Here is a 25,956-nt window from a genome sequence, read left to right as displayed (position 1 = left end):
CGTTAGGCCTTGGCCTGGGCGGCCAGCGCCTCAGCCTGCTTGCGATCGGCTTCGGCACGCAGGGCCTCGGCCAGCTCTTCCTCGGCGCTCTTGTCACTGAGCTTGCCCATGGGGTCGGGGCCGTCACCGGTCAGGAAGGCAATGCGCTTGATCAGCTCGGAGATGCCCTGTGCCAGCAGCAAGGTGATGCCTACAGGAATCGCCGTCCATACGGGCCAGCGGATCAGCCCGCCAGGGTTGCCCGACACCTCGCCGGACTGGTACATCTGGATCACCACCGGCATGCTCAGCCACAGAATGGTCAGGCATAGCGGGGTGAGAAAGAAGGCAAAGCCGATGATGTCGATCCAGACCTGGGCCTTTTTGGACAGACGGCTGTTGATCACGTCGATGCGCACATGCTCGCGATGCAGCAAGGTGTAGCCCGCCGCAATCAGAAAGGACCATGCGAACAGATACCACTGGACTTCCAGAAAGGCGTTGGAGCTGGTGTCAAAGGTCTTGCGAACAATGGCGTTGGCGGCGCTGATGAAGGTGGCGGCAAATATCAGCCAGATGGAATATTTGCCGACAAAGGCGTTGAGCCTGTCGATAGCCCTGGACAGGGCGAGTAAAGCCTGCATGGTGTCTCCAAAAAGTAGGCTGTGTATGCGTCGCGCTATTGCGGCTGGTAAGCCTCAGGGCGATCTGAGTTTTTGAACCGAACTGGAGATTCTACGGACGCAGGTATGGTGTTTTTTACAAATACGCACGTAAATGTGGTGCCCGAGCGTCAGTGGTGCTTGCTATGCGTACGATAGCTTGAAGTGCATGACTGGTGCAGCTTAGATGATTGTTTTATTGAGGTATTTTTAGTTTCTCATGGGCTTGCCTGGTAGTGTGTGCCTGCTGTCGTGGAGGGTGTTTTCGCACGGAAACTAGGGCAAATCCGTAGAGGGCCAAACTGCATCGGATCGGGCTCAAGACCTTTTACTTACTTGCTGGCCAGCCGCCGGTACAGGGTGGCCCGGCTCAGTCCCAGGTTGCGGGCGGCCAGGCTTACATTGCCACGGGCTTCCTGCATGGCCTGCTGAATCAACAGCAGCTCGCTGGTGCGCAGCGGCGTGGCCATGGTGTTGGCCGGTGCGCAGCGGCTGGTCTCGGCCCCCGTCATGACAGGCGCGCGCAGCAGGGGGCCGGCCTGCGCGAGAGCGAGCAGGCGCATGCCGGACCACAGCGGCAGCTGCAGCGGGGCCTCAGGCCGCTGGCGCGCATGCTCGATCAGATGGCTCCAGGGCAGGGCCAGCAGCTCATGGCTCTGCATCAGCGATTCATCCCCAGGTGCTTGCAGCGGACGCGGTACCAGTTGCCTGGCCACGGTGTTGCTGCCCAGCAATCGGCCTTCGGCATCAAAGATCATCAGGCCTTCGCCTTCCTGGCCCAGCGGGCCGCCGGGCCAGTTCACGCGCAGCAAGAGGGCATGGGGCAGGGCCCGCAGCAATCGATCTTCGATGGCGCGTGCGCAGCGCAGTGCCAGCAGCAGCAGCTCGGGGCGCTCGGGTACATCGATGCCGGTGATGTCCAGCATGCCCAGGCATTCGCCCTGCGGCCCGAATACCGGGGCGCCCGCGCAGCTGTAGTCGCGCAGATCGTCAAAAAAATGTTCCTGCCTGTGCAGCCATACCGGACTGAGCTCGGCCAGCGTCGCGCCGATGGCCGAGGTGCCCACGCCGCGCTCGGACAGGTCCACGCCGACCCGGCCCACGGCCAGCGCACGCAGATCGCGGTGATCGACGGGGCCTTGCACCTCCAGCGTCAGGCCCTGAGCATCGGTCAGCAGGCAGAAGTAGCGCATGGCACCCACGGCCGCCACCAGTTGCGTCATGACCGGGCGTGCGGCCTGCAGCAGCAGCTGATGCTGTTCCTGGGCGTGGCGCAGCGCATGAGGACCTACGGCCTCGAACTCCACTCTTTGCGCGGGATGGCGTCCCTGGGCCACGCAGCGCTGCCATGAGCGCCACAGCCAGGGGGCAAGGCCGGACGGTATCAGCGCATGGGATGAGTCCATCGCCAGCAGCTGCTGCCTGGCCTGGACAAGCAGTGCATGGCGTGCGCCAGCATGGGTTGCGGCTTGTGCGGAAGAAGCGGGGCTGGCGGGCGGCATGCGGACTCCGGACAGTGTTTCATTTTGAGAATATCTGTGCGTGTTTCGCATGGCTTGGGGGTCAACCCTAGCGCCCTGCATCGCGCTGACTGCCCACCATAGAGAGTGCGGTTGTGCTTTGTTACCCAATTCTCCGGACTCAGGCAGGAGGCATCACGATGAATGTTCAGTTCACGGTCAATGGCCGGGCGGCCAGCATTGACGTTCCCCCCAATACCTTGCTGGTGCAGGCGCTGCGTGAACAGCTGCGCCTGACGGGCACCCATGTGGGCTGCGATACCAGCCAGTGCGGAGCCTGCACGGTGCTGGTCAATGGCAAGGCCATCAAGTCCTGCACCATGCTGGCGGTGCAGGCCCAGGGCGCCGAGGTGCAGACCATAGAGGGCATGGCCGCTGGCGACGGCACCATGCACCCCATGCAGGCGGCCTTCAAGCAGTGCCATGGCTTGCAGTGCGGCTTCTGTACGCCGGGCATGGTCATGAGTGCGGTGGACCTGTGTCGCCAAAAGCCTCAGGCCACCGATGCCGAGATCCGCGAGCTGCTCGAAGGCAATATCTGCCGCTGCACGGGTTATCAGAACATCGTCGCCGCCGTCAAAGCGGGTCGCGACGGCATGAACGCCGCTTGAGCAGCGCATCACAACTAGAAGAGGAGACACACCATGGGTGCATCTGACTTTTCCAAGCTGCCGCATATCGGCGAGCCCCTATTGCGCCGCGAGGACGAGCGCTTTCTGACCGGAGCCGGCCAGTACACGGACGACATCACGCTGGGCGCACAGACCTATGCGGTGTTTGTGCGCTCGCCCCATGCGCATGCCAGGCTGCGCAGCGTCAACATCGATGCGGCCAAGGCGGCCGAGGGGGTGATCGGTGTGCTCACGGGCGTCGACGTGGCGGCCGCCGGTATCAACGGCCTGCCCTGCGGCTGGCTGATCACCAGCACCAATGGCGAGCCCATGAAGGAGCCGCCGCACCCGATTCTGGCCCTCGATACCGTGCGCTATGTGGGCGATCAGGTGGCCATGGTGGTTGCCGAGACCCTGCAGCAGGCACGCGATGCCGCAGAGCTGGTGGAGGTTGACTACGAGGTGCTGCCTGCGGTGGTGAATGTGGCCGATGCAGCGGGCGGCAAAAAGCCCGGGGCGGTGGTTCACGACATTGCCCCAGACAACCATTGCTACCAATGGGCGATTGGCGACAAGGCGGCCGTGGATGCCGTGTTTGCGGGGGCCGCCCATGTGACCCGGCTGGACCTGGTCAACAACCGCCTGATCCCCAATGCCATGGAGCCGCGCGTGGCCATAGGCAGCTACAACCGCGCCATGGACGAGTACACGCTGTACGTGGCCAACCAGAACCCGCATGTGGAGCGGCTGCTGATGACGGCTTTCGTCATGGGTCTGCCAGAGAGCAAGGTGCGCGTGATTGCTCCCGATGTGGGTGGCGGCTTCGGCTCCAAGATCTTTCTGTATGCCGAGGATGTCTGCCTGACCTGGGCCGCCAAAAAGCTCAACCGCAATATCAAGTGGACGGCCGATCGCAGCGAATCCTTCCTGACCGATGCCCATGGCCGCGACCATGTCAGCCATGCCGAGATGGCCATGGATGCCAACGGCAAGTTCCTCGCCATGCGCGTGCACACCGATGCGAATCTGGGTGCCTACCTGTCCACCTTTGCCAGCGCCGTTCCGACGATTCTTTACGCAACGCTGCTGGCGGGGCAGTACACCACGCCGCAAATCCATATCGAGGTCGATGCCTGGTTTACCAACACCTCGCCCGTGGATGCCTACCGGGGCGCAGGCCGCCCCGAGGCCACGTACCTGCTCGAGCGTCTGGTCAGCCGCTGTGCCTGGGAGATGAATCTGTCTCAGGCCGAGATCCGCCGCCGCAACTTCATCACCCGCTTTCCGTATCAGACGCCCGTGGCGCTTCAGTACGACATCGGCGACTACCAGGCCTGCATGGATCAGGCCGAGCAGCTGGCCGATGTGGCGGGATTTGCGGCGCGGCGCGCAGCCAGCGAGGCCAGAGGGCTCAAGCGCGGCCTGGGCTACAGCAGCTACATCGAGGCCTGTGGCCTGGCGCCCAGCAATATCGCCGGGGCGCTGGGCGCGCGTGCCGGTCTGTTCGAGTGCGGCGAGGTGCGCGTCCACCCCACGGGCAGCGTGACGGTGTTCACGGGCTCGCACAGCCACGGTCAGGGGCATGAGACGACTTTTGCCCAGGTGGTGGCGGCGCGGCTGGGCATTCCCGTCGAGCATGTCGAGATCGTCCATGGCGATACGGGCCGCGTGCCTTTTGGCATGGGAACCTATGGCTCGCGCTCCATCAGCGTGGGTGGCGCGGCCATCATGAAGGCACTGGACAAGATCGAGGCCAAGGCCAAGAAGATTGCCGCGCACCTGATGGAGGCCAGCGATGCCGACATCGATTTCGCGGGAGGCGAGTTCACGGTGCGTGGCACGGACAGGAAGCTGCCTTTTGCCCAGATTGCGCTGACGGCCTATGTGCCTCACAACTATCCGCTGGACAAGTTGGAGCCGGGGCTGGACGAGACCGCTTTCTACGATCCCACCAACTTCACCTTCCCGGCCGGCACCTATATCTGCGAGGTCGAGGTCGACCCGGCCACGGGCGTGGTGCGCGTCGACCGCTTCAGTGCCGTGGACGACTTCGGCACCATCATCAACCCCATGATCGTGGAGGGTCAGGTCCATGGCGGACTGGCCCAGGGCATAGGACAGGCGTTGCTGGAGAACTGCGTCTACGACCGGGACTCGGGGCAGTTGCTGACCGGCAGCTTCATGGACTACGCCATGCCCCGCGCCGACGATCTGCCCGATTTCAAGCTGGGTACGGTCTGCACCCCCTGCACCCACAACCCGTTGGGCACCAAGGGCTGTGGCGAGGCCGGGGCCATAGGCTCGCCGCCTGCGGTCATCAATGCCGTGCTCGATGCCCTGCATTCGCTGGGTGTCAAGGATCTGGACATGCCTGCCAGTCCGCACCGCGTGTGGGAGGCCATCGATGCTGCACGCCCCTGACCGCTGCCTGAATACACCCGACTGAGAGGAAGAGAGGACAACACATATGTATGCCTTCAGTTACTCCAATCCCCGGACGCTGGATGAGGTGAGCGCTGCCAGCGGGCAGTTTCTGGCCGGTGGCCAGAGCCTGATTCCTTCCATGAAGCTGCGCCTGGCCCAGCCTGGTGCGATTGTGGATCTCAACCAGGTCGATGGTCTGGCGGGAATCCGCGTCAGCGGTGATCAGGTCGAGATCGGCGCCATGACCCGTCATGCCGATGTCGCCGCCAGCCGCGAGGTGCAGCACGCCATTCCGGCGCTGGCCGAACTGGCAGGCGGCATTGGCGATCGGCAGGTGCGCGCGCGCGGCACGATTGGCGGATCGCTGGCCAACAACGACCCCGCGGCCTGCTATCCCAGTGCGGTGCTGGGGCTGGGCGCCGCCGTGGTCACGACCTGGCGCGAGATAGCGGCAGACGACTTCTTCCAGGGCATGTACACCACGGCACTGGAAGAGGGCGAGCTGATCAAGGCCGTGCGCTTTCCGGTGCCCAGTAAGGCGGCCTATATCAAGTTCAAGCAGCCCGCGTCGCGCTTTGCGCTGGTGGGCGTGTTTGTGGCGCAGACGGCGCAGGGCGTGCGCGTGGCCGTGACCGGCGCGGGGCTGTCGGTCTTCCGGCATGCACAGCTGGAAGCCGCGCTCAATCAGAGCTTCACTTCCGCAGCCGCCGCTTCGGTGCCGATCGACGACAGCGAACTCAACAGCGATCTGCACGCGAGCGCGCGCTACCGGGCGCAGCTGATCAGCGTCCTGACGCAGCGAGCGGTGGATCAGATGCTCTGTGCCTGAGCGGCTTGGTCTGAGAGGCTACGCCTTGGTGGCCCCACCTTGGCGCCCCCCACCTGGGCGGCCTCGCCTCCCTGGCCGGGCACTGCGTGCCAAGGACGAGGGAGGCAGCCTCGCGACGGGCGGGGGCGAAGGGGCGAACGGCATAGACGCCTGCTTGCGGTCTCTGTGTGGCGGTCTGCCTTCGTTGAGGGGTGTTTTTGAATGAAAAGTGGCTTGATCCCTTATCAGTAAAGCGCAAGAAGCTATGAATACTGAAGTGAAAAGCGCTCTGCAGTCTGTGGACGGGCTGCTGGCCGCCTTGCAGAAGGTGGGCTATTTTGCGGACCGGCGTCTGGCCACGTCGGTGTTTCTGGCGCTCAGGCTGCAGCGGCCTTTGCTGCTGGAGGGCGAGCCGGGCGTTGGCAAGACCTCGCTGGCCCAGGCGCTGTCCCAGGTGCTGGAGCGGCCGCTGATTCGGCTGCAGTGCTATGACGGCCTGGAGCAGCGCGAGGCGCTGTATGAGTGGAATTACGCGGCGCAGCTGCTGCATCTGCGCGCGGCCGAGCTGCGTGGCGCGGCGGAACTGGAGGCGGTCGAGCAGGAGGTCTATCAGCCGCGCTATCTGGTGCGCCGCCCTTTGCTGCAGGCCCTGCAGGCGCCCGCGCCTGGCGCGGTGCTGCTGATTGACGAGGTGGACCGGGCCGATGAGCCTTTCGAGGCCTTTTTGCTCGAATATCTGGGCGAGTACCAGGTCAGCATTCCCGAGCTCGGGGTCGTCCGGGCTCAGGTGCCGCCCGTCACCATTCTCACGAGCAACCGCACGCGCGATCTGCATGATGCGGTCAAGCGTCGCTGCCTCTATCACTGGCTGGACTACCCCGAACGCGAGCGCGAGTTGGCCATTGTTCAGGCCAAGGTGCCCGAGGCCGCAGCGGCCCTGACCGAGCAGATCGCCCGCTTTGTGGACCGGCTGCGCAGTCGCCCGTTTGCCGATGCCTTCGAGCGCACGCCCGGCATTGCCGAAAGCGTGGAGTGGGCCAAGGCGCTGGTGGCGCTCGACACCCTGGTCATAGACCCCGAGCTGGTGCACGAGACGGCGGGCATTTTGTTCAAGCAGCGCGAAGATGTGGCGGCGCTCACGCCAGAGCGTCTGCAGCAATTGCTGGAGCACGATGCCACAGCCTGAGCGGCAAGCGCAGTCGCCACAGCAGCCCGCAAGTGTGAGCTGGTGGGGGGACGCGCGCAGCGGCAAGCTACCCATCAATTTGCTGGGGTTTGGCCGAGCCCTGCGCCGCGCGGGGCTGGCGGTGGATGCCGAGCGCCTGGCGCTGGCCCAGCAAGGCCTGCTGCTGGTGGGCATGAGGCGCGAGGACGTGGCCGCCGCGCTGGAGGCCGTGCTGGTTTCGCGTGAACAGGATCTGGCGGTCTTTCGCGAGCTTTTTGCGGCCTACTTTCGCAACCCCGAGGTGGCTCAGCAGCTTTTGGGCCAGCTGCTGCCGGGTGCGCCGGAGGCGGCCAAGCCGCGTCACCGGCCGCGTGTGCAGGAGGCCTTGTCGGCGATTCGTGCCGCACGGCAAACACCCGCGAGCGAGGAGTCGACGCTGGATGCCGCCATGTCGGCCAGCGACCGGCACAGGCTGCAGCATGCGGATTTCAACCAGCTCAGTGCCAGCGAGTACCGCCTGGTCCAGCAACTGGCGCGCGATATCCGCTTGCCGCTGCCCAGCTATCGCAGTCGCAGAAGCGAGTTGCGCGCCTCGGGACTGCGCGTGCACTGGCCCGCCAGCCTGAAAGCTGCGGCAGCCACGGGCGGCGAGCTGGCAAGTCTCAAATGGCGCAGGCGCAAGCGGCTGCCCATGCCCTGGCTGGCGCTGGTCGATGTCTCGGGCTCCATGGAGCGCTATGTGCGTCTGCTGCTGGCATTTCTGCACCAGGCCACCAGCCCCCGGCGCTATCCGCAGCTGCGCCGCCATGTCTTCAGCATGGGAACCAGCCTGCAGGAGCTGAACCGGGCTTTTGCCCACAGCGACCCCGATGCCATGCTGGCCCAGCTCAATCAAGACATCGACGATTTCGGCGGCGGCACCTGTCTGGGGGAATGTCTGGCACAGCTGCGCCGGCAGGGGGCACGCCATCTGGTGGGGCGGCGCACCCTGGTGCTTCTTGTCAGCGACGGGCTGGATACCGGCGACAGCGTGCTGCTGGAGCGAGAGCTGCAATGGCTGGCTCGGCACAGCGCACGCATTCTCTGGCTCAACCCCTTGCTGCGCTTTGACGGGTATGCCCCGCTGGCCAAAGGCGCGGCCGTGCTGCATCGTCACAGCCATGCCATGCTGGCCGTGCACAACCTGCAGTCATTGCAGCAACTGGCTGCGCATCTGGCAAAGCTGCTGCAGCTGCCGCACCGAGATTGAAAAGGAGAACACCATGGAAATGCATGCCAGTCGTCCTCTTGCCGTGAGCCAGCAGCAAGCCTGGGAGGCGCTCAACGATCCGCAAACATTGCAGCAATGCCTGGCCGGCTGCGAGAAGTTCGAGGATGCGGGCGATGGCTCCTATGCGGTGACCATGTCCGTGAAGATCGGTCCGGTATCGGCCAAGTTCAATGGCCGGGTCACGCTGTCAGACGTGCAGCCGCCCAAGAGCTACACGATTGCCTTTGAAGGGCAGGGCGGTGTGGCCGGCTTTGGCAAGGGCCAGGCCAAGGTGGATCTGACTCCCGTCGATGTACGGCACTGTGAGCTGCACTACGAGGTGCAGGCCCAGGTCGGCGGCAAGATTGCCCAGCTGGGCCAGCGCCTGATTGACGGCGCAGCCAAGAGCATGGCCGAGGATTTCTTTGCGCGCTTCGAAGCCTTGATGCAGCAGCGCCACGCTAGCGAGCAGCCCGAAGACGAAGGCAGTGCGCAGGAGCCGGATACGCGCTCCTGGGAACACGACGCGGCCTCCACCAGCTACGCCCCGCTGGACGCCACACCCTCGGCGCCGCCGCGCGAATCGTCTGGCATCCCGGTCTGGGCCTGGGGCCTGGGGGCTGTCATCGTGCTGGGCGCGCTCTGGCTGCTGACTCGCTGACCAGCGCATGAATAAAAAGCCCATGAGCCGAAGGCCAGGGGCTTGGTGGAGGTGGCTCAACCTTATTGAGGCTGGGCGTGGAAAGCCTTGTTGGCAATCTTCCAGCCCTGCTCGGTCTTGAGCAGCACGAAGTAGTCGGTGAAGGTCACGGCACCGTGGTAGAGCGTGACCTTGGCCATGGCGGCCGTGCCCACGATGTCCAGGGAGTCGATGACGCGGCGACGCGTAGCTTCGTCGGCAGCGGGCGTGTTCTTGAAGCGCTGGCAGTAGAAGTCCAGGTCCCAGGATGTCAGCGGGCCTTCGCGCACGGACTCCAGCCGGGCCGTGGGCATGAAGGCTGCGCGCATATGCTCGGCATTGTCTTCGGCATGGCCGCGCATATACAGCTCCAGCGGCACGCGCACGGCGGCTTCTTCGGGGTGATTGGTCAGGCGTTCGGTGGTCATATGGGTTTCTCCTTGGAGCTGGATTCCTTGCGCCGCATGGCGGACGCAGCAATGGCAGTGTCAGCCGCCAAGCATGAGGCCTGAAAACGCCGTCATTGCTGCGATGAAAGTCAGCACTGTTTAAGTCTCCGAATGGGGAACTTCAGCAGGTAAACCCAAGGTAAAGGGGGGGTAAATGCTGGCAAAGCCGGCTCTGCCTGACCCGGGGCTTGATTGCAACTGGATACCATTGGCTCCAATTCAGGCTCGAAATTCCTGCGCTCAACCATGTCCAGCTCATCCAAATTGCTCCCCAATCGTCATTCTTTACAGCATGGCAAGGTCCGGCCCGCCTTGCTTGCCAGTGTGGCGCTCGCGCTGGCAGCCGCTGGCGGTGGCTATTGGTGGTATGCGCAAAAACAGGGTGCAAGCGGCGATACGTCTGCCTCTGCAGCTCCTGCACAGGCAGCGGGCGGGCCCGGTGCACGCGCTGGGCGCAATGGTCGCGCAGGGCCGGGCGGCCCCGGCGGCCCCGGCGGCATGAGCCAGGCTCAGCCGGTGAGCGTAGGTGTGGTGGAGCAGCGCGACATGCGCGTGCTCGTCAGCGCCATCGGCACCATGAATGCACGTGCCACGGCCGTGGTGCGCGCCAAGGTCTCGGGCGAGCTGATCAAGCTGCACTTCAAGGAAGGTGACGAGGTCAAGGCCGGCCAGTTGCTGGCCGAGATCGATCCGCGCAGTTTTGCGGCCTCGCTGGCGCAGGTGCAGGGCTCTCTGGCGCGCGACCAGGCCCAGCTCAAGAATGCGCAGCTCGATCTGCAGCGCTACAAGGAGCTGCAGGCTCAGGACTCGATTGCCCGCCAGCAGGTCGATACCCAGGCCGCGCTGGTGCGCCAGCTGCAGGGCACGGTAGCGGCCGATCAGGGCCAGGTCGATGCGGCCAAGCTGCAGCTGAGCTATACCAGGATCACGGCCCCCATCTCGGGTCGCCTCGGTCTGCGCCAGGCCGACCTCGGTAACGTGGTCAATCCTTCCGACGCCAACGGGCTGGTGACGATCTCCCAGATTCGCCCCATCGATGCCGTCTTCTCCATTCCCGAAACCCATGTCGGCACGCTGGCCCAGCAGCTGCGCGAGGGCAAGGTCATGCCCGTAGAGCTCTGGGACCGCGAGCAAAAGCAGATACTGGCCAAGGGCCAGCTCAATGCGCTGGACAACACCATCGACACGACCACGGGCACCGTCAAAGCCAAGGCCTCGTTCGAGAATGCCGAGCGCAAGCTGTTCGCGAATCAGTTCGTCAACGTCAAGCTGCAGCTGCGCCAGATCGATCAGGCGCTGGTCGTGCCCGCGAATGCGGTGCAGAACAATTTTGTCTATCTGGTCAAGCCCGACAACACGGTCACCCAGCGCAAGATCACCGTGGGCGTGACGGACGGTGACTATGTCAGCGTGCGCGGCGAGCTGGAGCCCGGCGACAAGGTGGTGACCGATGGCATCGACCGCCTGCGCGAAGGCGCCCAGGTGACGGTGGTGGACTCCGAAAAGGTCAATAAGGTCGACCAGGCCGTGCAGGATGCGGCCAACCAGCCGCGCGGCATGATGCGTAACCTCAGTCCCGAGCAGCGTGAAAAAGTCGCCAAGATGACGCCCGAGGAACGCAAGGCGTTCTTCCAGAAGCTGCGCGCCGAGCGCGGTGCCAATGGCGGCAGTGCGGGTCCCGGCCAGGGACCGCGTGGCACGGACGCCCGTGGCGATCAGCCGCGCGAGGCGCAGGGCAGTCCCTCCAAGCCGGAGCCCAAGGCCGACGCCAAGCCGGACGCCAAGCCTGCGGCTGCGAACGAGGCCAGGCCTCAGGCCGGTGCCGAGCGTGGTGAAGGCGGTGAGGCGCGCACGGAAAGAGCCGAGGGCCGGGGTGACCGCCCCCAGCTGACTCCCGAGCAGCGCGCCAAGCTGGAGGCCCTGTCGCCCGAAGAGCGCCGCGCTTTCTTCCAGAAGCTGCGCGCCGAGCGCGAAGTCAATGGCCAGGCCGGTACGGCAGCCGGCGGCACGGGTCGCTGAGCATAGTCAGAGCCTGCGGCCATCATGAATCTCTCGCGCCTCTTCATTCTCAGGCCCATCGCCACCAGCTTGCTGATGGTGGCGGTGCTGATCTCGGGCATTCTTGCCTACCGCCTGCTGCCCATCTCGGCCCTGCCCGAGGTGGATTACCCCACGATTCAGGTCACCACCCTCTACCCCGGGGCCAGCCCCGATGTGATGACCTCCAACGTCACGGCACCGCTGGAGCGCCAGTTCGGCCAGATGCCAGGGCTGGACCAGATGTCCTCGACCAGTTCGGGCGGCGCATCGGTGATCAGCCTGCGCTTTGCGCTCGATATGTCCATGGACGTGGCCGAGCAGCAGGTGCAGGCCGCCATCAACGCGGGCACCAATCTGCTGCCCAGCGACCTGCCCATGCCCCCGCTCTACAGCAAGGTCAACCCGGCCGATGCGCCGGTGCTGACGCTGGCCGTCAGCTCGCCTTCGTTGCCCGTCATCAGGATCAACGACCTGGTGGAGAACCGCCTCGCGCCCAAGCTCTCCCAGGTCAAGGGCGTGGGCCTGGTGGCCATTGCCGGTGCGCGCCGTCCGGCCGTGCGCATCCAGGCCAACCCGGCAGCGCTGGCCAGCTTCGGCATGACCCTGGATGATGTGCGCACCGCCATCTCTGCGGCCAACGTCAAGACCGCCAAGGGCAGCTTTGACGGCCCCAATCGCGCATCGACCATCGATGCCAACGACCAGATGCAGTCGGCGGCCGAGTACCGCAACCTGATCATCGCCTTCAAGAACGGCAACCCCGTGCGCCTTTCCGATGTGGCGCAGACCGTGGACGACGCCGAGAACACGCGCCTGGCCGCCTGGTCGGGCACGCCCGAGACCGGCTCCAAGTCGGCCGTGATTCTCAATATCCGCCGCCAGCCCGGCGCGAACGTGATCGACACCGTCGACGCCATCAAGAACCTGCTGCCCCAGCTCAAGGAGACGCTGCCCGCCTCCATCGACGTGCAGGTGCTGACCGACCGCACCGTGACCATTCGCGCCTCGGTCAAGGACATGCAGTTCGAGCTGGCCCTGGCCATCGCCCTGGTGGTGATGGTGATCTTCCTGTTCCTGCGCAGCGCATCGGCCACGCTGATTCCCAGCGTGGCGGTGCCGCTGTCGCTGGTAGGCACCTTCGGCGTCATGTATCTGGCGGGCTTTTCCATCAACAACCTCACGCTGATGGCCCTGACCATTGCCACGGGCTTTGTGGTGGACGATGCCATCGTGATGATCGAGAACATCGCCCGCTATGTGGAAAAGGGCGAGCCGCCCATGCAGGCCGCACTCAAGGGCGCCAAGCAGATCGGCTTCACCATCATTTCGCTGACCATCTCCCTGGTCGCGGTGCTGATTCCGCTGCTGTTCATGGGGGATGTGGTGGGGCGTCTGTTCCACGAATTCGCCATCACCATGACGGTGGCGATTCTGATCTCGGCCGTGGTTTCGCTTACGCTCACTCCCATGCTGTGCGCGCGCCTGCTGCGCCACCAGCCCGAGGGCGAGAAGAACCCGGCGCAGTCCCGGGGCCTGGGCGCAGCCGTCGCACGCTTTTTCGACAAGGTGATTGGCGAATACGGCCGCATGCTGACCTGGGTGCTGGATCACAGCAAGCTGACCTGGTTGGTGTTCATCGCCACGCTGGTGGTCACGGTGCTGCTGTACTTCGTCGTGCCCAAGGGCTTTTTCCCGGAGCAGGATACGGGCACGATTGCCGCGACCACCGAGGCCGACCAGTCCATCTCCTTTGCCGCCATGGCCGAGCGCCAGCAGGCACTGGCCGAGCATTTGCTCGAGGACCCGGCCGTGGCCTCCATCTCCTCGTTCATCGGCGTGGATGGAACCAATACCACGCTCAATACCGGCCGCATCCAGATCGACCTCAAGCCCCATGCCCAGCGTGAGCGCCTGCCCGTGGTGCTCAAACGCCTGGCCGAGGACTCCCGCGCCGTGCCCGGCATCCGCCTCTATGCCCAGCCCGTGCAGGATCTGACGATAGAGGACCGCCAGGCCCGCACCCAGTACCAGCTGCTGCTTTCCTCGCCGGACATGAACCAGCTCACGGCCAGCACCAGAACTCTGGTGGAGCGTCTGCAGCAGCTGCCCCAACTGCTCGACGTGAGCAGCGATCTGCAGAGCCAGGGCCGCCAGGCCTATGTGCAGATCGACCGGGCCCAGGCCAGCCGCCTGGGCGTGACGGTCTCGTCGGTGGACTCGGCCCTCTACAACGCGTTCGGCCAGCGTCTGATCTCCACCATCTTCACGCAGTCCAACCAGTACCGCGTGGTGCTGGAGGTGGCGCCGCAGTTCAAGATCGGTCCCGAGGCCCTGCAGAACATCTATGCCGCATCGAGCAACGGTGCGCCGGTGCCGCTGTCATCGATTGCCACGGTGAGCGAGCGCCCGATGGCGCTGGCCGTCAACCATGTGGGGCAGTTGCCGGCGGCCACCATTTCGTTCAACACCGCATCCGGCGTGTCGCTGGGTCATGCGGTGGAGGCGGCGCAAACCATCATTGCGCAGCTGCGTGACGAGGGGCAGATCCCGCTGTCGGTGGACACGCAGTTCCAGGGCGCGGCGCTGGCTTTCCAGGCCTCGCTCTCCAACACCCTGCTGCTGGTGCTGGCCGCCATCATCACCATGTACATCGTGCTGGGCGTGCTCTACGAGAGCACGATTCACCCGATCACGATTCTCTCCACCCTGCCGTCGGCGGGCGTGGGGGCGCTGCTGGCGCTGCTGGTGTCGGGGCTGGATCTGGACATCATCGCCATCATCGGCATCATCTTGCTGATCGGCATCGTCAAGAAGAACGCCATCATGATGATCGACTTCGCGCTGGACGCCCAGCGCGAGGAGGGCATGAATGCGCGCGACGCGATCTACCAGGCCTGTCTGCTGCGCTTCAGGCCGATTCTCATGACCACGCTGGCGGCCTTGCTGAGTGCGCTGCCCATGATGCTGGGAACCGGCGTGGGCAGCGAGCTGCGCCAGCCGCTGGGTGTGACCCTGGTGGGCGGTCTGCTGCTGAGCCAGCTGTTGACCCTGTTCACCACGCCGGTGATCTATCTGACCTTTGAAAACTGGGCCGAGGGCTGGCGCACCAGGCGCGGCCTGCCGGCCGTCAAGCATGTGCCGCACTCCGAGGCCGAAGTCATGGGCGAGGCAGGCGATGGCGGCCAGGACGGGGCGCGTCCATGAGCATCTCCACGCCCTTCATCTTCCGGCCCATTGCAACCATGCTGCTGACCATCGGCATGGCCCTGGTGGGCGCCGTGGCCTATTTCCAGCTGCCGGTGGCGCCGCTGCCGCAGGTGGACTATCCGACGATTTCGGTGACTGCCAGCCTGCCCGGCGCGGCGCCGGACACCATGGCGGCCACCGTGGCCACGCCGCTGGAGCGCGCCCTGGGCGCGATTGCGGGCGTCAACGAGATGACCTCCAGCTCCAGCATGGGCAGCACGCGCATCACGCTGCAGTTCGATCTGACGCGCACGGTGGACAGCGCCGCCCACGATGTGCAGGCCGCCATCAATGCGGCGCGCACGCTGCTGCCTTCGGGCATGCCGGGCAATCCGACCTATCGCAAGGTCAACCCGGCCGACGCGCCCATCATGATTCTGGCGCTGACATCGGATTCGCTCACACGCGGCCAGATGTATGACGCGGCCTCCACGGTGCTGGCGCAGAAGCTGGCCCAGGTGGAAGGCGTGGGCCAGGCATCGATCAACGGCGGCGCGCTGCCGGCCGTACGCGTGGAGCTGGACCCGGTGCGGCTGGCTGCCAACGGCGTGTCGCTGGATGCGGTGCGCACGGCCATCACCGCCACCAATGCCAACCGCCCCCTGGGCGCCGTGGAACGCGAAGACCACTACTGGCAGGTGGCGACCAACGACCAGGCCCGCACCGCCGCCGAATACGCGCCCCTGGTGCTGCGCTGGAACAACGGCAACGCGGTGCGTCTGTCCGATGTGGCCGATGTCACCGACTCCGTGCAGGACATACGCAACTACGGAGTCATGAACGGCAAGCCCGCCGTGCTGCTGCAGGTGTTCAAGCAGCCCGACGCCAACATCCTGCAGGCCGTGGACAAGGTGCGCGCCATGCTGCCCCAGCTCAGGGCCTCCATCAATCCGGCCATCGATGTCACGGTGATCTCGGACCGCACGCCCACGCTGCGCGCCTCGGTCAAGGAGGTGCAGAACTCGCTCTTGATCTCGATAGCGCTGGTCATCATGGTGGTGTTCGTCTTTTTGCGCCGGCTGCGCGCCACGCTGATCCCGGCCGTGGCCGTGCCTGCCTCGCTGATGGGCACCTTTGGCGTCATGTATCTGTGTGGCTACACGCTGGACAATCTGTCGCTGATGGCGCTGACGGTGGCCGCAGGCTTTGTGGTGGACGATGCCGTCGTGGTGCTGGAGAACGTGATGCGCCACATGGAGCGCGGCAAGACCGCCATGCAGGCCGCCATCGAAGGCGCGCGCGAGATCGGCTTCACCGTCGTCTCCATGAGCCTGTCGCTGATTGCGGTGTTCGTGCCCATTTTGTTCATGGCCGGCATCGTGGGACGGTTCTTCCGTGAATTTGCCGTGGTCATGTCGGCGGCGATTCTGGTCTCCATGGTCATCTCGCTGACCACCACGCCCATGATGTGTGCGGCCTTGCTGCGCACGCCTGCCCAAGAGGAGCGCCGCCGCATTGAGCGCGCCCGCCGCCCGCAGCATCCGTTCATGCGCCGCTGGGATGCGCTCTGGCAGCGCGTCTCGCTGGCCATGGATCGCTTCGAGGTGCGCGTGACAGCGCTGTACCGCCGCACCCTGGCCTGGGGGTTGCGCCACCAGCCCGTGGTGCTGCTGAGTCTGGCGGCGGTCATCGGCCTCAACATCCATCTCTACCAGACCATCGACAAGGGCTTCATGCCCAGCGAGGACACGGGCCGCGTCATGGGCTTCATCCGTGCCGACCAGTCCACGTCCTTTCAGGCCATGGAGCGCCGCATCAAGCGTTTTCTCGATGTGGTGCAACAGGACCCGGCCGTGGAGTATGTGACCGGCTTCACCGGCGGCGGCCAGGCCAATGCGGCCAATATGTTCATGTCGCTCAAGCCCATGGCCGAGCGCAAGGTGTCCAGTGACGAGGTCATCAACCGCCTGCGTGAAAAGCTCAAGGACGAACCTGGCGCGCGGCTGTTCATGATGACTCAGAGCGATGTGCGCATCGGCGGGCGCCAGAGCATGTCCTCCTATCAGTACACGCTGCAGGCCGACGATACGGCCGAGCTGCGCCTGTGGGAGCCGCGCATCCGTCAGGTGCTGTCCACCCTGCCGGAGTTGACCGATGTCAACAGCGACGTGCAGGACAACGGCATGCAGACCAAGCTGGTCATAGACCGCGACCAGGCCACGCGCCTGGGCCTGACCGTGGCGCAGATCGACAACACGCTCAACGATGCCTTCGGTCAGCGCCAGGTGGGCGTGATCTACAACCCGCTCAACCAGTACCGCGTGGTGATGACGGCCTCGTCCCAGTATCTGCAGAGCCCGCAGACGCTGCAGGGCTTCTTCTTCGTCAACAGTGCGGGCCAGCAGATTCCGCTGACCGCCTTTGCCAAGATCACCACCTCGACCACGCCGCTGTCCGTGCAGCACCAGAGCGGCACGCCGGCCAGCACCGTGAGCTACAACCTGGCGCCCAATGTCTCGCTGTCCCAGGCCAATGACGCGATCCGCAATGCCATGCTGGAGCTGGGCGTGCCCGTATCCATTCGCGGCAGCTTCAGCGGCTCGGCCGGTGCCTTCCAGCAGGCGCTGGCGGGCCAGCCCCTGCTGATTCTCGCGGCCATCATCACCATCTATCTGGTGCTGGGCATCCTCTACGAGAACCTGGTCCATCCGCTGACGATTCTGTCCACGCTGCCCTCGGCCGGCGTGGGAGCGCTGCTGGCGCTGATGTGGTTCAAGACGGAGTTCTCGCTGATCGCCTTCATCGGCGTGATCCTGCTGATCGGACTGGTCAAGAAGAACGCCATCATGATGATCGACTTCGCGCTGGAGCGCGAGAAAGGCGGCCATGCCACGGCGGCCCAGGCCATCTATCGGGCCTGCCACCTGCGCCTGCGCCCCATTCTGATGACCACCATGGCGGCCCTGTTCGGCGCGCTGCCCCTGGCCCTGGGCCGGGGCGATGGTGCCGAGCTGCGCCAGCCCCTGGGCATTGCGATCGTGGGCGGCCTGCTGCTGAGCCAGTTGCTCACGCTCTACACCACGCCCGTGGTCTATGTGCTGCTGGACCGCGTGCGCCGCAGCGTGCTGCGCCTGTGGGCGCGCCGTCCGGCCAGAAGGCGCGGCGGCCAGGCCTCTGCCATGGCTGAGGCGAAGTGAGATGAATATGCCAGCACAGTTTTTGAATCAAATCGGCTTCATCCCCAATCAGGGTAAGCGTAAGAAGCTCACTTTTATGAAGAATTCTCCCAGGGCGCTGCCCCGCTGGATGCCGCGTCTAATGCCGCCGACAGTGACGCTTTTTACGGCGCTGGCGCTGGCGGCCTGTTCCACCCAGCCCGTCTATCAGCCGCCCCGGCTCGATGTGCCGGCCCGGTTCAAGGAGGCCACGCCCGAGGCCGCGCAGTTCGGCGTCTGGCAGCCGGCGCAGAGTTCGGCGGCCAACCCGGGCGCCGCAGTGCCCGAGCAGTGGTGGACGGTATATGGCGACAGCACGCTGGATCAGCTGCAGCAAGCGGCAGCCGCAGGCAATCCCAGCGTGGAGCAGGCCGTCGCCCGTCTGCGCTCGGCCCAGGCCGCCGTTGCCAGCAGCCGCGCCGCGCAATTGCCCACGCTCGGCACCACGGGCAGCGGCTCGCGTGCCTTGACCGGCGGCGGCACCTACAGCAACACCAACGGCGAGAACGTGGCGCGCAGCGGCAGCATCAACAACACCTTCTCGCTGGGCCTGAACGCCAGCTGGGAGCTGGATCTCTGGGGCAAGCTATCGGGCGCGGTGGACGCCAGCCGCGCTTCGGCCCAGGCCAGTGCCGACGATCTGGCTGCGGCCCGCCTCTCGGCCCAGGCATCGGTGGCCCAGACCTATTTCTCGCTGCGTGCCGCCGAGGCGCAGATGACGTATCTGCAGGAGAGCCTCCAGGCCTACGAGCAAAGCCTCAAGCTCACGCAGAATCGCTACCAGGCAGGCGTGGTGTCTTCGGCCGATGTGGCACAGGCCCAGTCCCAGTACAAGAGCACACAGGCCAGCCTGCTGGATGCCAGGATCACGCGCGCCCAGTACGAGCATGCGCTGGCGGCCTTGCTGGGCAAGGCTCCGGCCAATTTCAGCCTGCCGGTGACCGGCCGCCTGCCGACGCCGCCTGCGGTGCCCGAGATGCTGGCATCCACCTTGCTGGAGAGGCGCCCCGACATCGCTGCCGCCGAGCGCCGCGTGGCCATGGCCAATGCGCAGATCGGCGTGGCGCGTGCGGCCTATTTCCCATCGCTGACGCTGTCGGCATCGGCCGGCTACCGCAACTCCGTGCTCTCCGATCTGCTCAATGCGCCGAACCTGTTCTGGTCGCTGGGCCCGGCGCTGGCCATGAGTCTGTTTGACGGCGGCGCGCGTTCGGCGGCCGTGGAGTCGGCCCGTGCCACGCTGGACCTGAATGCCGCCACCTACAAGCAGACCGTGCTGACGGCGCTGCAGGAGGTGGAGGACAACCTGGTTGCCGCCGTCAATCTGGCTCAGGAGGAGCAGGTGCAGACCGAGGCCCTGGCCGCAGCGCAGAAGTCGCTGACCGTGGCCAACAACCAGTACCAGGCCGGCATCGTGGCCTATCTGAACGTGCTCTCGGCCCAGACGACGGTGCTCAGCGCCCAGAACAGCCTCAACAGCGTCAGAAACCGCAGGCTGACGGCCGTGAACACCTTGCTCAAGAATGTGGCAGGGCGCTGGGAGCCGCTGGATGTGGGGCTGCGCAAAGAGTGAGCGCGCCGTGCAGGCTTATGGTCTGGGTTACAACCGTGGCTCTGTTGTTGTGAAGATCAAACCATGAGCATTGCTGTTTTCTACCTGCGCAATTCCGAGCCCGAGGGCCAGACACCGGTCTGGCAGCCGCAATGCCGGGCCTTCTCCGATGCGCAGATGAGCGAGGCGCTGGCCCTGTGCCAGCAGCTGCGCAAGGACGAGCGCCATGCCCATGTGGTGATTTCGTCGGAGCTGCGCGATATGGTCGGGCCTGTGGGCGTGTCTGCGGTCGAGGACGGCAAGACGCCCGACGGCGTGGACTATCAGTGGAGCAAGGCCGGGCGTGCCGGGGCCAGTCGCAGGAATGCGGCCGAGCCGCCCAGGCAGCGCCAGGATATGGATCGCTAGGCCGCCTGTACCTTGGCCAGATAGCCGGTCAGCAGCTGCATGCTGCCGCTCCAGCCCAGGTTCATGCTGGCGTGCGAGCTGTCGAACACTGCTTCTTCCACGGCACTGGCGTTGAGGGCGCGCCACTCCAGATGAATGCGCGTGCCGCCGGCTTCCTCGCTGAGTGTGGTGGTCGACAAGGTATAGAGCGGCCATTGCGGCGCCATCGGGTGGCGCGTGACGCCGCCGGCGGCATCGCTGAATTGCACCACGACGACAATGCGCTCGTGCGCTTTCAGCTCCCTGAAGCTCCATTTGCCCCACATGGCAGCCGCCTGGGGCATGGCCTCGGCACGCATGCCGTAATGAAAGCTGCCGCCTTCGCGTGCATCCACTTCGCATTGCGTCATCACCATGCCGGGCGGGCGCATCCACTGGCTCAGGTGCTCGCCTTTCGTGAAGGCCGCGTAGACCAGCTCGCGCGGTGCCTTGATGAATTGCTCGATGACAAATGGTGCAGAGAGTCGCTCGGTCATGAAATGCCTTTGCAAGTCGCGTCTGGGCTCTCATTGTGTACCTAGATGCATCAGGCGCGGTGCTTGCAGGCCCGACGTCAGGCCTCGATATCGAAGGCCTGGCGCAGTGCATCGCCAAACTGCGAGGAGCCCGAAAGAGACAGGCTGACCGTGGTGCGGCCCGTGGCCGATGCCTGCAGCTCCAGCCGGCCTGCGGTCTTGTCGAAGCGCGCGTTCAGGGGCTGGCCCTCGTCGTCCTGTGCCTGTAGATCGTAGTCCCAGTCATGGCCGTCTTCCACGGGGCCCTGGCGGCCCGCAAACTTGCGGCTGGCCCAGAGCAGCAGGGCTTCGATTTCGCCTGCCAGAGCGGGCACGCGCTCGGCCCTGACGCTGGCCATGGCGTCCCAGGTGCCTGTGCCTTCTTCATCTTCGCTGTAATCGAATTCCAGATAATCCAGAGCCATGGCATATTGCGAGCTATTGAGGGGACGCCATTGTGCCTGGGCCTTGCCGTGCGCAGGGCTGTGGGCTTTTGGGACAGTAAACAGCCGTAAACCTATATTTACAAGGCGTTGTCAGCTATGAGTTCTGATATCGATGAAGATTGCGAATCTCCCTGCATGGTGCAGGCCCTGCAGGTGAGCTTTGGCTACCCCGGCCGCGTTGTGGCCCAGGAGGCCTCGCATTGCTGGCATGCCGGGCTGTGCCTGCTGCAAGGCGATGAGGGCACGGGCAAGACCAGCTGGCTCAAGGCATTGGCCGGGCAGTTGCCGCTGCGCATGGGCTTGCTGCACTATCCGTTCGCCGACAACGGCCGTCTGGCTGCCAGCTCCTGCTTCTGGCAGGACCCGCGCCAGCCGCTCAACGATGTCTACAGCCATATGTCGGCCCAAAGCTGGGTGGCGCTGCAGCGCACGTTGTATCCGCATTGGTCACAGCAGCAGTTCGAGCAGCATGTGCAGGGCTTCGGGCTGGAGCCGCATTTGCACAAGCCGCTGCTGGCCCTGTCGTCGGGCACCCAGCGCAAGTTGTGGATGGCCGCCGGCTGGGCCAGCGCCGCCGAGCTGGTACTGATCGACGAGCCGCTGGCGGCGCTGGACAAGCCCTCCGAGCGTTATGTGCAGCACGCGCTGGCTGCCATGGTGGCCGAGCTCAAGAACCCGGCGCGGCCCCGCAGCGTCATCGTCGCGCATTGGGATGCCATGCAGGGTGTGGACTGGGAGGATGTGATGGAGCTGGCTACATAGCCCTGAAGCGCGTGGCGTAGAGACGGCTGACGGCCAGCTTTTCGGGACGCTCGCGCAGCAGCAGGCTCAGGCGCCCGGACTCGTCACGCTGGGCGCTGGCAATGGCTTGTGCCCGCACCACGGTGCCGCGATGGATTTGCCAGAACTGCTGGGCGTCCAGCTGCGGCAGCAGATCCTTGAGCGGGGTGCGGATCAGATACTCCTGGCTGGCTGTCAGCACGCGCAGGTATTTGTCGGCGGCTTCGAGGTAGACGATGTCCTGCACCCTCACCATATGGATCTGGTTGCCGACGCTGGCCTGAATGATCTGCAGCGCGGCAGGGCCCTGCCCCAGCAGTTGCTGCTGCAGCCCGAGCAGCTGCTCGAGCTGACGGTGATTGTGCATGGCAAGGTCCGTGCCCTGCGCCGGCTGGCGCTGCTGCCACCACTGCTGCAGGCGCTGCACGGTCTGGCCGAGGCGCGCTGCCTGCACCGGCTTGAGCACATAGTCCATGGCGCAGGCCTCGAAGGCCGCCAGGGCGTACTGGTCGTAGGCGGTGACAAAGACAATCGCCGGCAGCGCTTGCTCCTCAGGCCAGGCATCGGCGATTTCGGCGGCGGCTTCCAGCCCCGTCTGGCCCGGCATGCGAATGTCCAGGAACAGCAGATCGGGCAGCCGCTCCAGCGCCTGCTGCACGGCGCTGATGCCGTCGGCCACCCTGGCTTCGATCTGCAGCTGGGGCCAGAGCTGGCCCAGCAACTGCTGCAAGGCCAGGGCCAGCAGTGGTTCGTCTTCGGCAATCAGGGCGCGCGGTGGGCGGGTGTTCATGGCTGGGGCTTCAGGGGTAATACGATGCAGGCCCGGGTTGCGCCTGCGCTGTCGGCTCTCAACTCCAGGCTGGCAGCGCTGCCGTAGCGGCTGGCCAGGCGCTCCCGGATCTGCGCCAAGCCAAAGCCGGAGCTGGAGCCAGAGCCCGAAGGAGGCAGGCCTGAGGGCGCTGACAGGCCCTGGCCATTGTCCTGCACGCTGAGCAGGAGCTGGCTCGCATCCTGCATGACGGCCTGCACGGCAATGTGGCCGCCGGCCAGCTGGGGCTCGAGCCCATGGCGAATGCTGTTCTCCACCAGCGGCTGCAGCAGCAGGGTTGGCACGGGCAGTTCGGCCAGATCAGCGGGCAGCGTCAAGGAGTAGGTGAGCCTGTCGCCCATGCGGATCTGCATCAGGGCCAGATAGTCGGCCAGCAAGGCAAATTCGCTGGCAAGACTGTGGGTGCTGTTGCGCGAGCCGGCCAGCGTTGCGCGCAGGTAGGCAATCAGATGGTCGAGCATCTGCTCGGCGCGTGGCGCATCGGTGGCAATCAGCACGCGCAGATTGGCCAGGGTGTTGAACAGCATATGCGGCTCCAGCTGGGCCTGCAGCAGACTGAGCCGCGCTTGGGCGGCCTGGCGCTGGGCCTGCTCTGCCAGCATTTGCAGATGGCGCGATTTGCCCACCACATAAAAGCCCCAGGACATGGCAATGCTGGTCGCCAGGGTGATGGCAAACGGCAGCCATAGCGAGGGCCGGGCTGCGGCCGGCAGCTCGGGGTGGAACTGCTGAACGTAGAGGAGCCCCAGCGGATTGCCCAGAACCATGCCTGCTGCAATCCCCAGCGGCACCAGGGCCATGCCGCGCATGCCGCGTGGCCAGGGAATGTCGTCGGATTCGCGCCAGCGCAGTCTGAGCAGATCGATGCTCAGCCAGCTGATCAGGCCGATGGCCAGCGAGTAGGCAAGGTTGACATCCCACAGGCCCTGGCCGAGTGCCGTCAGGGCTGCCGCGATCAGCAGACAGGCCGCCACGGTGATGCCGGCATGGCGAAAGAGGGGAGCGAGCGCAAACATGGACATGACGGGCATGGTAGGTGATGGGGGCCTTGGCATCTAGCGCTTTTCGCTGCGCTGCAGCGCTTTCAGCTCGCGCTCCAGCAGTTGCTGAAAGAGCGGACTGCCGGGGACCAGCAGCCAGACCACGGCGCCATGCATCAGCAGGCCCAGACCCCAGCCCAGAGCCGGGTAGACGGCCCAGTGCCGTCCCTGGCTCAGAGACAGGGCCATCAGGCCCAGATTCACGGCGGCATAGACCGCAGCGTGGATATACCAGCCCAGCTTCATGCCAGCGCGGCGGCGTGCCAGCCGGTGCAGAGCGTCTTCAGAGATCGGGTTCATGTCTTTTCCTTGTAGTGCTTGGGATGAGGGCGGGTTTCAGGCCAATTGCTGCCACAGCAGATTGCCGAGCAGCCGGCCCGGAAGCAGCGTGAACAGTCCCGCGACGACGCAGCTGCCGAAGTACAGCTTGCGCATGACGCTGCGATGCTGGCCGATGCGTCGATGGGCCAGATGCCAGAAAGACAGCGTCAGGCCTCCCAGCGTCACGGGGATCAGCAGATGAATAGGCGTGAAGCCTGCCCAGTTGGGCAGCTTGAAGTCGCGTATGAACAAGGCGGAGATGGCGGTGGCCAGCATGAGCAGCACAAAGCCATAGCCTGCGATTTTGTGCAGCCAGGGCAGCGCTCCGGCCGGGCGCCTGGCCCACAGGGCGATGGCTCCGGCAAGAGTGGCCGCGATGGCGGAACTCATGTGAAAGGCAATCAAGGGCGTGAGTTGCATGGCTGGCTCCTGGTGGTTGCACATGACTGTGCAAGCCGGGCCTGCTGCCGACCAGCGCTTTGCGACGAAGTGAACAAACACGGGAGCCAGTTGCATCTTCACGGGTGTGAGTGGGGTACTGGTTGAAACTGTGCTCAATGCTTGGAACCGCTGACCGCCAGCGTGGACTTCTGATGCGAGCTCTGTGGATCGTGGTTCATCGCTGGGTCGGCCTGTTTCTCGCGGCCTTCCTGGTCATGACCGGTCTGACGGGAGCAGTGCTCTCGTGGGATCATGAAATCGACGACTGGCTCAACGCCGACATGCTGCACACGCCGGGACGCGGCCCGCTGCAGACGCCGCTGCAACTGGCCCAGGCCGTGCAGGCAGCCGATGCGCGCGTCGAGATCTCCTATATGAGCCTGGGCCTGCGCGAGGGCGAGGCGGCTTCCTTTCTGGTGCGCCCGCTGCTGGATCAGGGCACGGGCAAGCCCCATGTGCTGGGCTACAACACGGTGTTTGTGGACCCGGTGACGGGTGCCATCACCGGCCACCGCGACTCCAGGAGCCTGGCCCTGAGCTGGCGCAATCTCATGCCCTGGCTGCGCCATCTGCATGAAAGCCTGCTCAGCCCCACCTTTGCGGGCAGCAACCGCTGTGGATCTGGGGCGTGATCGTCATCGTGGCCTTTACCTCGTTCTCGATCAATCTCTACCGCGAGGTGTTCTATCCCGTGATGAGCAAGGTCTCGACCACCACGCCCGGCCCCTACGAGACGCTCAAGCCGGCACCTTTGGGCCGCTTTATCGAGCCCAAGATCGGCTTTGCCACGGCCATCGAGATCGCGCGCCGGGAAGCGCTGCGGCTGGGTATCAAGACTGAGGCCGGAGGCATCTGGTATGGCGGGGATTTCCCGTTCTACAACGTCTCCTTCTTCGATCCCGACGAGGAGACCGGGGCCATGGGCATGGGACTGTCCAATGTCTATGTGAGCTCGCAAAGCGGCGAGGTGCTGGGCAGCTATCGCCCCTGGCACGGCACGGGAGCCGATGTGTTCGTGCAGCTGCAGCTGCCGCTGCACAGCGGCCGCATTCTGGGCACCTTCGGGCGGGTGCTGATATCGGTGGTCGGCGTCATGGTGGCCATGCTGTCCGTCACCGGCGTCATCATCTGGTGGAAAAAACGCCGTGCCCGGCGAACGGCCTCGGCGGTTGCTTCCGCCTGAAACCACAAAGCCACCTTGCGGTGGCTTTGTGCATTGCGCCGAAAATGGCGCTACCCGGCTCGATGACGCCGGGCCTGGCCTCCGCGCAGGAGAAGGTCGGCAAAGCGGCTCGGGCCGCTCAGTCCTTCTTCAGGCACTCGCTCATGAAGGCCTTGCGCTCGTCGCCCTTTTTGCCGGTCGCATCGGCGTTGCAGCTCTTCATGCGTTCCTGCTGGCGCTTTTTGCCGTCGGACAGGCAGGACTTCATGAACTCCTTGCGCTCATCGCCTTTCTTGCCGGTGGCTTCGGTGTTGCAGGTGCCCATCAGCTGCTGCTGGGCGGTTTTGGGTTTGTCGCCAGCAGCCATGCTCATGCTGCAGGCCAGGGACACGACAGCCAGGACCACAAATTTTTTCATGATGGTGTGATTTTTGAAAAAACGCCGACAACCGGCGCG

The 25,956-nt window shown here is 65.1% G+C and carries 22 protein-coding genes and 1 pseudogene; 13 read left to right on the top strand and 10 right to left on the bottom strand.

What is annotated here, in order from left to right; translation table 11 throughout:
* Positions 1–2: 2 nt before the first annotated feature.
* Together AC1RTQ_RS17735 and AC1RTQ_RS17730 are read right to left on the bottom strand one after the other, a co-directional pair.
* Complete coding sequence (locus tag AC1RTQ_RS17735) at positions 3–623, bottom strand: TRAP transporter small permease subunit (RefSeq protein ID WP_492877649.1); 621 nt, start codon at positions 621–623, stop codon at positions 3–5.
* Positions 624–973: 350 nt separating this feature from the next.
* Entirely contained in the window at positions 974–2,143 is a 1,170-nt protein-coding gene (locus AC1RTQ_RS17730; RefSeq protein WP_492877647.1) for a helix-turn-helix domain-containing protein, read from the bottom strand.
* A 158-nt stretch (positions 2,144–2,301) separates the two neighbouring features.
* On the opposite strand from AC1RTQ_RS17730, the gene AC1RTQ_RS17725 reads away from it, so the two are divergent.
* From AC1RTQ_RS17725 to AC1RTQ_RS17700, 6 genes are all read left to right on the top strand, one after another.
* The gene (locus AC1RTQ_RS17725; RefSeq protein ID WP_304350483.1) at positions 2,302–2,772 is read left to right on the top strand and encodes a (2Fe-2S)-binding protein; all 471 of its coding nucleotides are present in this window, start codon (positions 2,302–2,304) and stop codon (positions 2,770–2,772) included.
* A 33-nt stretch (positions 2,773–2,805) separates the two neighbouring features.
* Complete coding sequence (locus AC1RTQ_RS17720; protein ID WP_492877645.1) at positions 2,806–5,193, top strand: xanthine dehydrogenase family protein molybdopterin-binding subunit; 2,388 nt, start codon at positions 2,806–2,808, stop codon at positions 5,191–5,193.
* A gap of 46 nt (positions 5,194–5,239) precedes the next feature.
* On the top strand, positions 5,240–6,025 hold the full coding sequence (locus AC1RTQ_RS17715; protein ID WP_302089672.1) for an FAD binding domain-containing protein: 786 nt from the start codon (positions 5,240–5,242) through the stop codon (positions 6,023–6,025).
* Positions 6,026–6,269: 244 nt separating this feature from the next.
* Positions 6,270–7,190, top strand: coding sequence for an AAA family ATPase (locus AC1RTQ_RS17710; protein ID WP_492877643.1), 921 nt, complete (start codon positions 6,270–6,272; stop codon positions 7,188–7,190).
* Complete coding sequence (locus AC1RTQ_RS17705) at positions 7,177–8,418, top strand: vWA domain-containing protein (protein ID WP_492877641.1); 1,242 nt, start codon at positions 7,177–7,179, stop codon at positions 8,416–8,418. Before AC1RTQ_RS17710 ends, AC1RTQ_RS17705 begins: the two co-directional genes overlap by 14 nt.
* Before the next feature lie 13 nt (positions 8,419–8,431).
* Positions 8,432–9,079 carry an SRPBCC family protein gene (locus tag AC1RTQ_RS17700; protein ID WP_492877640.1) on the top strand — a complete coding sequence of 216 codons (648 nt, stop codon included), beginning with the start codon at positions 8,432–8,434 and terminating at the stop codon, positions 9,077–9,079.
* Between the two features lie 62 nt (positions 9,080–9,141).
* Here AC1RTQ_RS17700 and AC1RTQ_RS17695 read toward each other — a convergent pair whose 3' ends face one another.
* Positions 9,142–9,525: a nuclear transport factor 2 family protein gene (locus tag AC1RTQ_RS17695; RefSeq protein ID WP_003069196.1), complete on the bottom strand. Its 384-nt coding sequence runs from the start codon at positions 9,523–9,525 to the stop codon at positions 9,142–9,144.
* Positions 9,526–9,792: 267 nt separating this feature from the next.
* Between AC1RTQ_RS17695 and AC1RTQ_RS17690 the strand changes: the two genes are divergently transcribed.
* From AC1RTQ_RS17690 to AC1RTQ_RS17670, 5 genes are all read left to right on the top strand, one after another.
* The gene (locus AC1RTQ_RS17690) at positions 9,793–11,565 is read left to right on the top strand and encodes an MdtA/MuxA family multidrug efflux RND transporter periplasmic adaptor subunit (RefSeq protein WP_492877638.1); all 1,773 of its coding nucleotides are present in this window, start codon (positions 9,793–9,795) and stop codon (positions 11,563–11,565) included.
* 24 nt (positions 11,566–11,589) lie between these two features.
* Positions 11,590–14,790: an MdtB/MuxB family multidrug efflux RND transporter permease subunit gene (locus AC1RTQ_RS17685; protein ID WP_492877636.1), complete on the top strand. Its 3,201-nt coding sequence runs from the start codon at positions 11,590–11,592 to the stop codon at positions 14,788–14,790.
* A complete protein-coding gene (locus tag AC1RTQ_RS17680) occupies positions 14,787–17,969 on the top strand; it encodes an efflux RND transporter permease subunit (RefSeq protein ID WP_492877634.1) in 3,183 nt (1,060 codons plus the stop codon). Before AC1RTQ_RS17685 ends, AC1RTQ_RS17680 begins: the two co-directional genes overlap by 4 nt.
* Position 17,970: 1 nt before the next feature.
* The gene (locus tag AC1RTQ_RS17675; protein ID WP_492877632.1) at positions 17,971–19,560 is read left to right on the top strand and encodes an efflux transporter outer membrane subunit; all 1,590 of its coding nucleotides are present in this window, start codon (positions 17,971–17,973) and stop codon (positions 19,558–19,560) included.
* 63 nt (positions 19,561–19,623) lie between these two features.
* Positions 19,624–19,947: a hypothetical protein gene (locus tag AC1RTQ_RS17670; RefSeq protein WP_012839346.1), complete on the top strand. Its 324-nt coding sequence runs from the start codon at positions 19,624–19,626 to the stop codon at positions 19,945–19,947.
* On the opposite strand, the gene AC1RTQ_RS17665 is transcribed toward AC1RTQ_RS17670, so the two are convergent.
* Both AC1RTQ_RS17665 and AC1RTQ_RS17660 read right to left on the bottom strand, forming a co-directional pair.
* The gene (locus tag AC1RTQ_RS17665; RefSeq protein ID WP_492877630.1) at positions 19,944–20,462 is read right to left on the bottom strand and encodes an SRPBCC family protein; all 519 of its coding nucleotides are present in this window, start codon (positions 20,460–20,462) and stop codon (positions 19,944–19,946) included. The genes AC1RTQ_RS17670 and AC1RTQ_RS17665 overlap by 4 nt on opposite strands.
* A gap of 77 nt (positions 20,463–20,539) precedes the next feature.
* Positions 20,540–20,905 carry a hypothetical protein gene (locus tag AC1RTQ_RS17660; protein WP_492877628.1) on the bottom strand — a complete coding sequence of 122 codons (366 nt, stop codon included), beginning with the start codon at positions 20,903–20,905 and terminating at the stop codon, positions 20,540–20,542.
* A gap of 117 nt (positions 20,906–21,022) precedes the next feature.
* Here AC1RTQ_RS17660 and AC1RTQ_RS17655 point away from each other — a divergent pair, with 117 nt between their 5' ends.
* Complete coding sequence (locus tag AC1RTQ_RS17655) at positions 21,023–21,688, top strand: ABC transporter ATP-binding protein (RefSeq protein ID WP_492877626.1); 666 nt, start codon at positions 21,023–21,025, stop codon at positions 21,686–21,688.
* Here the strand turns inward: AC1RTQ_RS17655 and AC1RTQ_RS17650 are convergent.
* From AC1RTQ_RS17650 to AC1RTQ_RS17635, 4 genes are read right to left on the bottom strand one after another with little or no spacing between them, the layout of a single operon-like run.
* A complete protein-coding gene (locus AC1RTQ_RS17650) occupies positions 21,681–22,496 on the bottom strand; it encodes a LytR/AlgR family response regulator transcription factor (RefSeq protein WP_492877624.1) in 816 nt (271 codons plus the stop codon). The two genes, AC1RTQ_RS17655 and AC1RTQ_RS17650, sit on opposite strands and share 8 nt — an antisense overlap.
* Complete coding sequence (locus AC1RTQ_RS17645) at positions 22,493–23,566, bottom strand: sensor histidine kinase (protein WP_492877622.1); 1,074 nt, start codon at positions 23,564–23,566, stop codon at positions 22,493–22,495. The genes AC1RTQ_RS17650 and AC1RTQ_RS17645 overlap by 4 nt, the downstream gene beginning before the upstream one ends.
* A gap of 24 nt (positions 23,567–23,590) precedes the next feature.
* Positions 23,591–23,875, bottom strand: coding sequence for a 2TM domain-containing protein (locus AC1RTQ_RS17640; protein ID WP_492877620.1), 285 nt, complete (start codon positions 23,873–23,875; stop codon positions 23,591–23,593).
* A 36-nt stretch (positions 23,876–23,911) separates the two neighbouring features.
* Positions 23,912–24,316 (bottom strand): DUF2306 domain-containing protein, encoded by a 405-nt coding sequence (locus tag AC1RTQ_RS17635; protein ID WP_492877618.1) that lies wholly within the window; start codon positions 24,314–24,316, stop codon positions 23,912–23,914.
* Between the two features lie 173 nt (positions 24,317–24,489).
* Between AC1RTQ_RS17635 and AC1RTQ_RS17630 the strand changes: the two are divergent.
* Positions 24,490–25,520 (top strand): annotated as a pseudogene (locus AC1RTQ_RS17630) (PepSY-associated TM helix domain-containing protein).
* 118 nt (positions 25,521–25,638) lie between these two features.
* Here the strand turns inward: AC1RTQ_RS17630 and AC1RTQ_RS17625 are convergent.
* Entirely contained in the window at positions 25,639–25,917 is a 279-nt protein-coding gene (locus tag AC1RTQ_RS17625) for a PsiF family protein (RefSeq protein WP_034369070.1), read from the bottom strand.
* Between the last annotated feature and the right edge of the window lie 39 nt (positions 25,918–25,956).

This window comes from Comamonas sp. GW821-FHT11H03 (assembly GCF_058807955.1).
Note: the sequence above shows the minus strand (reverse complement) of the source record. Positions and strands in the feature narration are given on the sequence as shown.